The organism is Gluconacetobacter sp. (genome assembly GCF_047721585.1).
GTDB lineage: Bacteria > Pseudomonadota > Alphaproteobacteria > Acetobacterales > Acetobacteraceae > Gluconacetobacter > Gluconacetobacter dulcium.
Genome location: NZ_JBDNXE010000124.1, coordinates 1 through 11,235, shown reverse-complemented (window position 1 = coordinate 11,235; position 11,235 = coordinate 1). Strand labels below are relative to the sequence as shown.

The following is an 11,235-nucleotide window of genomic DNA, read 5'->3' as shown; positions in this document are numbered from 1 at the left end:
CCCCTGCCCCCGAGGCGATCGAGGACGAACCCGAGCCCGTGAAATGGTGGATCAAGAAGAAATAAGCAGGCTCTCCCTGATCATACGGCAAGCCCGCACAGATCGATGCGTCACCCCTTGATCCGCGATATGCGGAATACGGCACGCCTGTCCATCATGCTTGATCGGCTCGCGATCGTCCTCGTCGTCGCCTGCATGGGCGGCGCTGCCGCCATCCTCATGATGGCACCGCTGGTCAACGGGCTTTTCCTGCTGCTGCGCGATATCTTCGGCATCCTGTTCCTGCCGTTCTCCTTCCTGTTCGGCATGGCCGGACAGACGGACCATGCGCATATCATGGGCAACGTCGTCGGCGGCATGGGCACGGACCTGCTCGCCCATCCTGCGCGCACACTGGCCGCCGCCACCGCCAGCGCCTTCAGTGCCGTGCTGTTCGTCGTCGCACTCGGCCCGGCCGGGCGTGGCGTCATGGCCGCCTCCCTGGCCGCCGGGCTCGTGGCCTTCTGGCTGGGCGGCCTGACAACGGGAATGATCCTGCTGCCCGGCCTGATGATCGAAATTCTCTACCTGCTGCGCCCCGCCCGCCCCCGCGATGCAATGCCGGGCCAGTAACGATCGCGGAACAGGCGGACCGCCCACATTCTCAGGCGGTCGCCAATGTCCGGCGCATGATCTTGCCCGATACCGTCGTCGGCAATTGCCGCACGAACAGCACCTCCTTCAGCCCCACCCACCGTCCCAGCCCGCCCCCCCCCCCCCCCGCCCCCCCCCCCCCCCGCCCCGCTCGCAAAGCCCCCCCCCCCACCCGGGGCGCGCGGCCCCCGCGGCCGGCACCACATAGGCAACCGGCCGCTGCCCCCGCAGCCCGTCCGATACGGCCACGACCGCACAGGCATGGACTTTCTCATGCCCGGCAATGATCTTCTCGATCTGCACACCGGAAACCCGACGCCCCGCCACCTTGATGACATCGTCGGAACGCCCCAGCATATGCACGGCCTGGTCATCCGTGATCACCCCTTCATCGAAGGTGCGATAACAGCCCCCACCCTCCGCCAGATACGCAGTCGGGGGCCGCAGCGCGCCCGTCTTCCATATCCCGGCGAGGCAGCCCGGCGGCAGCGGCAACGCCAGCAATATCTCCCCACTCGTCTCCCCGGCCACCGCCGGGCGCACCACCGGCGAAAAGCCGGGAGCAGGCCGTCCGATATCATTCAGGATCGCCGCCGGCTCCGCCTCGCGCAGTCCGAAGAAATGCGCGGTAATGCTCCATCCGGTTTCGGTCTGCCACCAATGATTCACCACCGGCCGATCGAAACACGCCCGCGCCCAGTCCAGCAGGGTCGGATCGGCATATTCCCCGGCCACGAAAATCCGCTTCAGCGCCGGTAGAGCGCGGCCGGAGAAATCCGCGCCGCCCTGGCGCATCAGCCGCAACTGCGTCGGCGTCGTGAACAGGCATTTCACATCATGCGCAACGCAAAGCCGCCCGATCACCGAGGCTGAAGGGCACCCTTCCACGATGACGCTGGCCCCCCCGCCCAGCAAAGGCGCGTAGACCCCATAGGAATGCCCGACCACCCAGCCGAGATCCGACGTGGTAAAGAAGCAATCCCCCGCCCCGCAGCCATAGATCAGGTCCATGGACAGGCTCAGGGCCACCGCATGGCCGCCATTGTCGCGGACAATCCCCTTGGGCGTTCCCGTCGTCCCGGACGTATGCAGAATATAAAGTGGGTCCTCGGCCCGCACCGGCACCGGCGCCACCGGCGGATACCGCTCCAGCACATGAAAATCATGGTCCCGCCCCGCCGTCATCCGCATCGGGCAGGCTTCACGCTGAACGATGACGCAACCATCGGGCACATGCGCCGCCCCGGCCAGCGCCTCGTCCAGCGTCGCCTGCGCCGGCACCACCGTCCGCCCCTGAAAACTGCAACTGGCCGCGACAACGATCTTCGGCGTCACGTCATCGATCCGCCGCGCCAGTTCCGCCGCCGCATAGCCGGCAAAGACCACCACATGCACCGCTCCCAGCCGCGCACAGGCCAGCATGGCGATCGCGGTTTCCACCATGCAGGGCGCCGCGATCAACACCCGGTCCCCCCTGTCCACACCCAACGCCCGCAACCCGCCGGCAAACCCGGCAACCCGCTGCTGAAGTGCGGCGTAGGAAAGGCTCCGCGTCTCCCCCGTCGCGCAGGAATGCCAGACCAGGGCGGGTTGCTCCCCCCGCCCTGCCGCCACATGCCGGTCGACCGCGTTATGGCAGCTATTGAGCGTGCCGCCGGCAAACCAGTCATGCCACCCGTCCGCGCGCGGCCGACAGGCGGCAACCGGCGCCTGCTCCCACGCGATGCGCCGCGCGGCCTCCAGCCAGAACCCTTCAGGATCGGCCGAAGCCGCATGCCGCATGGCATCGTAGGTCGTCCACGGAAGCATGGCGCATGTCCTCCTTCAGGCGATCGGAATCTCTTTTCCGGTAATCTGCCCGGCGAGCCACGCGGCATCGCGCGAGATGCCGGAAAACCGGCCAGACCCCCAGGTATGCAGCCAGGGCAGGCCCAGAAAGTAGAAACCGGGCGCATCGGTCACCCCCCGATCCCACACCGGCTTCGTCGCCCCATTGAAGACCGGCACGTCGATCCAGCGATAATCCGGCCGAAACCCGATGCACCACAGGATGGCGGCAATCCCCGCCGCCTTCAGGTCCAGCGGCGTGTTTCCGCGTTCAGGCTCCCACACCGGCACATAAGGGGCTTCGACCGGCGCCGCGATTCCCACCCGCGCGATATGGGCGTCGATCGAAGCCTTGATGTCGGCATTGGTCTTGTCCGCATCGTCGAGATTCTCCCTCAGGTCGGGCAGGAAATGCGCAACCTCGTCGCGGATGGCCTCCAGCGTGCCATGCAGCCCCACACCCTCCTTCGCGAACTGCCGCAGATCGAGATCATGCCCACCATTGCGGCCGGTGACATAATGGTTGGTCTTGTCGCGCGCCCCGTCCCGCAGCGGATGCCGGTCCACCGTCAGGTCGTAAAATTTCATGTCCGCCAGCCAGTCCACCACATCGCGCCCGCGATAGAAGCGCGAAACACGCGGCGCGGTGCCGACGCACAGATGCACCTTCCGGCCTTCGAGATGCAGGTCCTCCACAATCTGCGCGCCCGACTGCCCGCTGCCCACCACCAGCACCGCCCCCTCGGGAAGCTGCGCCGCATTCCGGTAATCCTGCGAATGAATCTGGACAATCGCAGGATCAATCGCCCCGGCATAACCGGGGATCACCGCATCATGATAGGCACCGGACGCGATCACGACATGCTGGGCGTGCCATACCGCCTCATCGGCCACCACGCGGTACCCGCCCTCTTCGTGACGGGTCACGGACGTCACCCGCGTATGCTCACGCAGCGGCGGCGTAAAGGAGTCCCGAAAGGACCGCACATAATCAATGATCTCGTTCTTCATCATGAAGCCATGCGGATCATTCCCCGCATAAGGGTGCCCCGGCAATTGGCACTGCCAGTTCGGGGTGACGAGGCAGAAATTATCCCACCGCTCGTCATCCCAGGAATGGCAGGCCGTTCCCGCCTCCAGCACGACATGATCCACCGCCTCGCGGCAGAGATACCAGCTCAGCGAAAGCCCGGCCTGCCCGCCGCCGACGATCACGACGGGAATGGTTTTTTCATTCTGTGACATAAGGATATTCCGCAAAAGGATTTCAGTCGAACGACAGGACACGCACCCGCGCATCTTCCGAATCAGCAAAGCGCGCGCAGAGCGTGCGAATGGTCTGCAACTGGCCGAGCGCCCGGCTGCATGGAAACCCGTACCGGGCCTGCACCCGCGCGCTGGCCTCCGTCAGCGCCGCGTCCGCGCGGGCCAGGAAGTCCGCAACCGGATAATCCGCCCCCGGCACCAGGTGATCGCGCACCACCAGCGAGGGCGAATAACAGTCGCTCTCCGTCCCGTCCGGCCAGCGGACACGAAAGATCATTTCAGGCATTGATCGAACTCTCCTGAAGCACCCCGGCGCGGAGCAACGCCGCCAGACGCCGATAGGCAGGGATGTGCCGCGCCGCGACATCGTGCCAGCGGAAGCGGCGCGCGACCGCAGGGCCAACGACCCCGAAACGGGCGCGGCAGCCGGGCCGCAGCGCGTCATGCAGGGCACCGGCAAGGGTGTCGGGCCGCTCCGGCACACACCACAGGGCCTCGTCACCACGCAGATGCTCGGTAAACGGCGCAGCATCGGGCACGATGACGGGGGTGCCACAGGCCAGCGCCTCGACCGGGCACAGCCCGAACCCTTCACAGTGCGAGGGATAGGCCAGCACCGCCGCCTGCCGGTAGAACGCCCCCATATCGGCATCCGCGACCGGCCCCGTCACCGTTACGGAATCCGCATGCCCACTGGCCGACAGAAGCGCGGCAAAAGCCGCGCGATAATCGGAATGATCCAGCAGCGACGCACCCCCGACGACGGCAAGATGCACATCCGCCCGCACCGCGCGCAGGCGTAGAAATGCCTCAAGCAGAGCAAGCGTATTCTTCCGCTGCTCGATCCCGCCCACCGACAGGATCAGATGCCGATCCGGTGGCACCCCGTGGCGCGCCCACAACGAACAATCCTGCGCATTCACCGCCGGCGAAAACCGCAGCGGATCGACCCCGTTGCCAACGACCGGCGCCACCCGCCCCCACTCCGCAAGCAGCGTGCGTTCCCACAATGCGCTGACGGTAAAAAGTTCCGCCGCCGCCCGCAGCCCCCGCGCCTGACGAAACGCCAGACCGGGGTCGGCAAAACGGTCGAGATGATGAACAGTGCGCGCAAATCCCGAAATCCGCCCTTCCACCACCAGATCCGCCAGCGCATTGGCGCTGATCGGGTCCTGCGCATGCAGCACGTCATACCGCGCATCCCGCAACGCCTCGCGCATGGCGGCGACATGGCATTCCACCCGCGCGGACAGGTCTTGTACCTCCGGCACCGGAATGCAACGCACGGCACAGCGCGGCGTGCGAAAAAATCCCGCTCCGCCCGCATCGGGCGCAATCAGCGTCGCCTCATGCCCGGCGTCGCACAAGGCCTCGGCCAGCGCCATGCCATGCACCACGCCGCCGCGCGGATTGGTCGAATGGGTGAGAATACCGATCGAAAGCGTCATGGCGCACAACCGATCAGAGGCTGCCGCCCCAGATCCCAGAACGTCTCGCGCACGCCGTCATGCAACACGTCCAGCGTCCGCGCCCCGTCACAGGCGCCAATCACGGCGGCCGCAATGCCCCGCGCCTGAAAGCGGGCCAGAATGGCCTCCGCATCCGCGGGCCGCGCGGTCAGCAGATAGCCATAGCTGGGAAAGGCGCCGAGCCAGCGTTCCATCGGCGCGCCATCGGGCCGGGGGACCGCATCCAGATCCACCGTCACCCCGATCCGCGAACATTCCGCCAGCATCACGGCGGTCCCCAGAATCCCCGCCATGCTGATATCCTTGGCCGCCCGGCTCAGCCCCGCCTCCGCGATCTCCGGCAGCACCTCCAGATCGGCCCGCAACCGCCCGGCATCCCCGCTTACCCCCAATGCCGAACTGGCATCCCAGAACGGATGCGGGTCATGCCATTTCCCCCGCAGATCGATGGCGGCAACCAGCACCTCGCCCGGCCGGGCATCGAAACTGGTCAGCAGCCGCCGCGCCCGCCCGAGAATGGCCACCGACAGCGAACAATGAGCACCGCCGAGGTTGGTATGCCCTCCGACCACCGGAATGCCATAAGCCCGCGCCCCATCCCGCAACCCATGCAGGATCGGCGCGGCACCCCCGGCGCTCTCGCCCCACAGCGTATCGACAACCGCAATCGCCCGCCCGCCCATCGCCGCGATGTCGCTGGCATTGACCATCACGCCGCAATAGCCGGCGAACCAGGGCATGGCGCGCACGAACCCGTCCTGAAATCCCTCGCTGGCAAAAAGAAGATAGCCATCGCCATCCGGAATCGCCGCGCAATCGTCCCCCAGCTGGATGGCATCGGCGCCCCCATAACCCAGCGCGGCAACCGTCCCGGCGATATCGCGTTTCGCGGCCATCGCGCGACTCTCCCGCAGGCCATGCAGCATCGCGGCAAGGCCACGCATCCTCACGCGCTCCGCCGCGAAACGGGCTGGGGACGCAGCAGCCATGTCTGCGCCCGCCCATGCGCCGGATAGCGGGAAAGATCGGCCTCCATCTCATGATGCGGCAGACCATGCAGCGTGATGGCCCCGAGGCTCGTCCAGTGCAGGCGGCGGAAGAACAGCACATTCTGCTCCTGCACCTGCGCGAAGAAACGCCGCGCCCCAAACCCATGCGCGGTACACACCGCCATGCGGATCAGTTCCGCCCCGATCCGCCCCAACCGGCGATGCTCCGCATGCACCGCCAGCCGCGAACCGCGCCAGATGCCCGGCTCGGCCTCATGGATACGCACGGCCCCGACAATCCGGTCCGGCATCCCGGCCACGCAGCAGGAGGCGATAATGGGCATGGCCCGCGCATCTATGGCATCGCGATCGTCATCCTGAAAAACCCCCTGCTCCCGACAGAAGATTTCACGCCGCAAGGCATAATGCCCCGCCCGCTCCCATTTCGAGCGCGCAAGCCGCACGATATATTCGATCGGAACGAAAGGGCGATCCTCGATCTCATCCATGACCGAACCTCACTGCTCGTACGCCGAGAGAGACGAACAGGCGCCACAGCGGCCACACCCGGCCCGGATATCGGTCGATTTCATGTTCGCCGCCCGCAGCATCCCACCCAGCGGGGCCAGAACGGATTTCATGAAATCAGACAAAGGCGGGGCATGGTTTTCCAGCGGCGTGCCCGAAATCGGCACGAACGGCACCACGAACGGATAGACCCCAAGCGCAATCAGCCGCTGCGCCAGCGCCAGGATCTCCTCCGCCGTATCCCCCAACCCGGCCAGCAGATAGGTATTCACCTGCCCACGCCCGAAAACCGGCACCGCGCTGGCAAAAGCCTCCAGATAGCGATCGACGCTGACGGTCGCCTTGCCGGGCATGATCCGCTCCCGCACCGCCTGCGTCGCGGCTTCCAGATGCATGCCCAGACTATCCGCCCCGGCCTCGCGCAGCCGCCCGAACCAGGCATGGTCACGCGGCGGCTCGCACTGCACCTGCAACGGCAGGTCGACCGCCGCCCGGATCGCACGGGCCGAGTCCGCCAGCACGGCGGCCCCCCGATCCACGATATTGGGCGTGCCGGTCGTCAGCACCATGTCGCGCACATGGTCCAGTTCCACCGCCGCCTTCGCGACCTCGGCCAATTGCGCGGGCGTCTTGTAGGCAATGGTCCGGCCGGCCTCCAGCGACTGGCCGATGGCACAGAACTGGCACGATGTCCGCCGGTCGGCATAGCGGATGCAGGTCTGGTGCACGGTGGTCGCCAGCGTATCGCGCCCATGCAGCAGCGCGATCTTCCAGTACGGAATGCCGTCCGCCGTCTCCAGCCCGTAAAAACGCGGCGGTGCGGGAAAGCGGATCGGCCCCACCGCCTGCCCGTCGCGCACCAGCATGCTGGTGCCGTCATCCCCCGGCACGCTCGCCTGAAAGGGGGAGCGCCGGGCATCGGCGGTATAAACCGGCACCATCACCGTCTGTCCGGCGATGGTGATCGCCTTGTGGTCCGAAGGACCGGCGCCCCCCTTGCGGGTCACGCCCCCAGTCTGCCCCCCGATCTGCAACCCGAAGGATTGCAGGTCGGTGATCAATTGCCGTCCGGCAATGGTGCCAATGACTGGAACACTCATGACAGCGCCTCCCCTGCGGCCGCCTCCGTCCCCACGCCATACGCATGCACGGTTCGCGCCGGACGCCGGTCGATCAGCAGACTGAGCAGTTCGGGCCGCGCATAATGCCCCACCGAGTCCATCATCCGCTTGCGCTTGGTAATCAGCGCGAAATCCAGATCGGCGATCACCATCCCCTCGCCCTCGGTCAGCGGGGTGCCGAGCAGCTTGCCTTCCGGCGAGACGATCGCGGTAAAACAGCCTCCCCGCAGCGGACCCTCCAAAGCCGGATCACCCGCAACCTGGCTGATCTGCTCGTCGGTCAGCCAACCGGTGGCATTCACGACGAAACAGCCGGATTCCAGCGCATGATGCCGGATGGTGACCTCCATCTGGTCGGCGAATATCTGCCCGACCAGCGAGCCGGGAAACTGCGCGCAATGAATCTCCTCATGCTGGGTCATCAGCGCGTAGCGGGCCAGCGGATTGTAATGTTCCCAGCAGGCCAGCGCGCCGATGCGCCCCACCGCGCTGTCCACCACCTTCAGCCCCGCGCCATCGCCCTGCCCCCAGACCATCCGCTCGTGATAGGTCGGGGTGATCTTGCGCCGCCGAAGTAAAATCTCACCCGTGGCATCGAAGATGATCTGCGTATTATACAGCGTGCCATGATCGCGCTCGTTCACGCCCAGCACGACCACCATCCCGGTCTCGCGCGCCGCCTCCGCCACCATCCCCGTTACCGGACCGGGAATGACGACCGCGCGTTCGTATAGCGCCAGATGCTCGCCGCCCAAGCGAAAAGCCGGCTGGATAAACGAGAAATAAGGATAATAAGGCACAAGGGTTTCGGGAAAGACCGCCAGCTTCACGCCCCGTTCCGCGGCGTCGCGAATACTCTGGCAGACTTTCCGCGCGGTCCCCGATCCATCATCGCCCAGAACGGGCGAAATCTGGATGGCCGCGGCGCGCACGATGCGTGACATGCCGGTGGTCCTTCCCGCGATCGAAAATCAGAGCGTCCAGGTATCGAGGATGAAGGCATTGTCCCGGCGATGCAGCAGCACCAGGTCCAGCACATCCTGCGGATTGATCGGCGTAATCCCCGGAATCAGCGACGGCTCGCCATGGCCATACAGCGCCTGGAGCGCGAACCGGCAGGCATAGACCTTGCCGCCCTCTTCGATGATTTTCGCAATCTGCTTGTTGCAGTTCATATGCCCCGGAAAGGCTTCATCCCCCAGCCGCGGAAAGCCGCGCTGGATGCCGAGCGTCACGCCCGGCCCGTAAAGCAGAACCGAGGTCTCGAACCCCTTGCGGATCAGCCGTGTCGCCTGCAACAGATTGACGAACCCGATCGAACCTTCGAACGCAACGGTATGGAAGGTCACCAGCGCCTTCTCGCCCGGATTGGCTTTAACGTCCTCGAAAACCTTGTTTTCGTAATCGACGAAGATATCGCCATCCTTGTGGGGGGCGTGTTCGACTGTCGGCATGATGGATCTCCCGTATGGATCGCTATCCGGCGGCGCGAAGCAGGCCGCCCTGACGGGAGATGTCGTGGCACGAGATCAGGCGGGAGGTAAAATCTTGTATGGATCACACCTTCACTACAATGAAGACAATCCCCTCCACCCACCCCGGAATGCCGATTTCAATTCCATACAATATCGAATCATGCAGGGTACAATAGCCTCCCTCCCCCACAACCCGTTGTTATTCCTCCCTCCAAGAATCACGAACTCGTGAACAAACCAGTTCTTTATCTGATGCCCCCCAGGCACCCGGCCACCACGAGCACGTCAACCCGGCCAATGTCTCAGAGCCTGACCGAAAATGCGCCCTGATGGCATGTCCTCCGCGCGTTTCCTGCGCTTCGGTGCTCACGGCCATCAAGGCCGCTCCGCTCCGATGCTCGGAAACACACGCCGGACGCGGCCCCGATGAGCCGCTCTCGCTCACCAGACCGCATTTTCGGTCAGGCTCTCACACGATATCGGCAAAGCCCGGCGAGCGTTTATGCTGAAGCACCGACACCACCCCCCGCAGCGACTCTTCAAGGCTCGCCGCATCCGGCGCACTCCCCAGCGCAACGCGCGCCCGCTGCGGCGGCTCGCCGCTGATCGTGAACACCGTGCTGGGCACCAGCGCCAGCCCCCGGCGGCGCGCATAGGCCACGAAATCCGTGCTGCCCCACCAATCCGGCAATTTCAGCCACACATGCGGGCCATCGGGATTCATGCAGTGCCCCTCGCCCAGAATCCGGCGGGCGATGGACTGCCGCAAACGCAGTTCGGTACGGATCGCATGCAGAATCCGCTCCGCTTCCCCCGTCTGCATCCAGCGCGCGGTCAACGCGCTCAGCAGCCCCGCATTGGTCAGCGCGATCGCCCTGATCGCGGCGGTCACGCGGCGCGCCATATCCGTACCCGGCAACGCCACATAGGCCGTGCGCAGACCGGGGCTGAGCGTCTTGGCCAGCGTCGCCACATAGAAAACGCGCCCATGATCCAACGCCGCCAGCGCCGGCGGCCGATCGTCCATCAGCAGGCTGTACGGATCGTCCTCCACCACATGCAGATGATGAAGCTGCGCCACCGCCAGAATGTCCCGCCGCCGTTGCAGCGACATGGTCGCCGTGGTCGGATTATGAATGGTGGGAATGCAGTACAGCAGCCGTGGATGATGCTGCGCGCACGCCCGGTCGAGTTGCTCCGGCATCATCCCCTCGGCATCGCTGTCCACCCCGGCGAGGATCAGCCCGAACTGCGCGGCGATGGTGCGGATGCCCGGATAGGCAATCCGGTCGGTCACGATGACATCGCCGGGCTGGGTCAGCGTGGTGACGATGGCCGCCAGCGCGCTCTGTGCCCCCGGCGCCACCAGCACTTCGTCCACCCGGCGCGGCCCGACCACGGGCGCGATCCATTTCGCCCCAAGCTGGCGCTCCTCCATCGTCCCGCCGGTCACGCGGTAGGACATCAGGCTGTTCAGATCCTGCTGTTTCAGCAGCGCCGCGATATCGGCCTGGATCATTTTCTGGAGCGGCGGGTCCTGCGGCACCGGCGGCAGGTTCATGGTCAGGTCGATCACCGCCGGCCCGGTATGCCGCCAGTGGCTCTCTCCCGCGCCGACGCGGATAAACGTCCCCCGCCCCACCGTGGCGGCGATCAGCCCCCGCCGCCGCGCCTCGGTAAAGGCGCGGGTCACGGTGGTCAGGTTGGTGCCCAGATACGCCGCGATCGTCCGCTGTGGCGGCAGCCGGTCCCCCTCCCGCAGGTCCCCCTTGCGGATCGACAGCGCCAGCGCGTCGACCAGCGTAAGATAGATCGCCCCCGCATTATGATCGATCCGCTCTTTCCAGTGCGCGAGATAGGGCCGGTTCGACATCGGGCAGGGACTTTCACAGAAGAGCCGGTTGAAGCGTACCCCTCCATACAATAC

The 11,235-nt window shown here is 65.9% G+C and carries 10 protein-coding genes and 1 pseudogene; 1 reads left to right on the top strand and 10 read right to left on the bottom strand.

Going from position 1 to position 11,235, the window contains the following annotated elements; translation table 11 throughout:
* Positions 1-156: 156 nt before the first annotated feature.
* On the top strand, positions 157-612 hold the full coding sequence (locus tag ABF821_RS17155; RefSeq protein WP_415530914.1) for a hypothetical protein: 456 nt from the start codon (positions 157-159) through the stop codon (positions 610-612).
* Positions 613-643: 31 nt separating this feature from the next.
* Here the strand turns inward: ABF821_RS17155 and ABF821_RS17150 are convergent.
* The 10 genes and pseudogenes from ABF821_RS17150 to ABF821_RS17105 all read right to left on the bottom strand — a co-directional run bounded on the left by ABF821_RS17150 (position 644) and on the right by ABF821_RS17105 (position 11,181).
* Positions 644-2,442: pseudogene (locus tag ABF821_RS17150) on the bottom strand (AMP-binding protein).
* Between the two features lie 15 nt (positions 2,443-2,457).
* Positions 2,458-3,705 carry an MSMEG_0569 family flavin-dependent oxidoreductase gene (locus ABF821_RS17145; RefSeq protein WP_415530913.1) on the bottom strand — a complete coding sequence of 416 codons (1,248 nt, stop codon included), beginning with the start codon at positions 3,703-3,705 and terminating at the stop codon, positions 2,458-2,460.
* A 22-nt stretch (positions 3,706-3,727) separates the two neighbouring features.
* Positions 3,728-4,012 (bottom strand): MSMEG_0570 family nitrogen starvation response protein, encoded by a 285-nt coding sequence (locus ABF821_RS17140; RefSeq protein ID WP_182974862.1) that lies wholly within the window; start codon positions 4,010-4,012, stop codon positions 3,728-3,730.
* Complete coding sequence (locus ABF821_RS17135; protein ID WP_415530912.1) at positions 4,005-5,174, bottom strand: MSMEG_0565 family glycosyltransferase; 1,170 nt, start codon at positions 5,172-5,174, stop codon at positions 4,005-4,007. Before ABF821_RS17135 ends, ABF821_RS17140 begins: the two co-directional genes overlap by 8 nt.
* Positions 5,171-6,139 carry a sll0787 family AIR synthase-like protein gene (locus tag ABF821_RS17130; protein WP_415530911.1) on the bottom strand — a complete coding sequence of 323 codons (969 nt, stop codon included), beginning with the start codon at positions 6,137-6,139 and terminating at the stop codon, positions 5,171-5,173. The genes ABF821_RS17135 and ABF821_RS17130 overlap by 4 nt, the downstream gene beginning before the upstream one ends.
* A gap of 2 nt (positions 6,140-6,141) precedes the next feature.
* The gene (locus ABF821_RS17125; protein ID WP_415530910.1) at positions 6,142-6,693 is read right to left on the bottom strand and encodes an MSMEG_0567/Sll0786 family nitrogen starvation N-acetyltransferase; all 552 of its coding nucleotides are present in this window, start codon (positions 6,691-6,693) and stop codon (positions 6,142-6,144) included.
* A gap of 9 nt (positions 6,694-6,702) precedes the next feature.
* Positions 6,703-7,812, bottom strand: a complete 1,110-nt coding sequence (locus tag ABF821_RS17120) for an MSMEG_0568 family radical SAM protein (RefSeq protein WP_415530909.1) — start codon at positions 7,810-7,812, stop codon at positions 6,703-6,705.
* Positions 7,809-8,777: a Nit6803 family nitrilase gene (locus ABF821_RS17115; protein WP_183010202.1), complete on the bottom strand. Its 969-nt coding sequence runs from the start codon at positions 8,775-8,777 to the stop codon at positions 7,809-7,811. Before ABF821_RS17115 ends, ABF821_RS17120 begins: the two co-directional genes overlap by 4 nt.
* A 27-nt stretch (positions 8,778-8,804) precedes the next feature.
* Positions 8,805-9,287 carry an MSMEG_0572/Sll0783 family nitrogen starvation response protein gene (locus ABF821_RS17110; protein ID WP_183010201.1) on the bottom strand — a complete coding sequence of 161 codons (483 nt, stop codon included), beginning with the start codon at positions 9,285-9,287 and terminating at the stop codon, positions 8,805-8,807.
* Between the two features lie 490 nt (positions 9,288-9,777).
* Positions 9,778-11,181, bottom strand: a complete 1,404-nt coding sequence (locus tag ABF821_RS17105) for a PLP-dependent aminotransferase family protein (RefSeq protein ID WP_415530915.1) — start codon at positions 11,179-11,181, stop codon at positions 9,778-9,780.
* Between the last annotated feature and the right edge of the window lie 54 nt (positions 11,182-11,235).

Excerpts from the sequence above, each read along its gene's own strand:
- ABF821_RS17155 (WP_415530914.1), top strand. The coding sequence starts at position 157 with ATGCTTGATCGGCTCGCGATCGTCCTCGTCGTCGCCTGCATGGGCGGC.
- ABF821_RS17145 (WP_415530913.1), bottom strand. The coding sequence starts at position 3,705 with ATGTCACAGAATGAAAAAACCATTCCCGTCGTGATCGTCGGCGGCGGG.
- ABF821_RS17140 (WP_182974862.1), bottom strand. The coding sequence starts at position 4,012 with ATGCCTGAAATGATCTTTCGTGTCCGCTGGCCGGACGGGACGGAGAGC.
- ABF821_RS17135 (WP_415530912.1), bottom strand. The coding sequence starts at position 5,174 with ATGACGCTTTCGATCGGTATTCTCACCCATTCGACCAATCCGCGCGGC.
- ABF821_RS17130 (WP_415530911.1), bottom strand. The coding sequence starts at position 6,139 with ATGCGTGGCCTTGCCGCGATGCTGCATGGCCTGCGGGAGAGTCGCGCG.
- ABF821_RS17125 (WP_415530910.1), bottom strand. The coding sequence starts at position 6,693 with ATGGATGAGATCGAGGATCGCCCTTTCGTTCCGATCGAATATATCGTG.
- ABF821_RS17120 (WP_415530909.1), bottom strand. The coding sequence starts at position 7,812 with ATGAGTGTTCCAGTCATTGGCACCATTGCCGGACGGCAATTGATCACC.
- ABF821_RS17115 (WP_183010202.1), bottom strand. The coding sequence starts at position 8,777 with ATGTCACGCATCGTGCGCGCCGCGGCCATCCAGATTTCGCCCGTTCTG.
- ABF821_RS17110 (WP_183010201.1), bottom strand. The coding sequence starts at position 9,287 with ATGCCGACAGTCGAACACGCCCCCCACAAGGATGGCGATATCTTCGTC.
- ABF821_RS17105 (WP_415530915.1), bottom strand. The coding sequence starts at position 11,181 with ATGTCGAACCGGCCCTATCTCGCGCACTGGAAAGAGCGGATCGATCAT.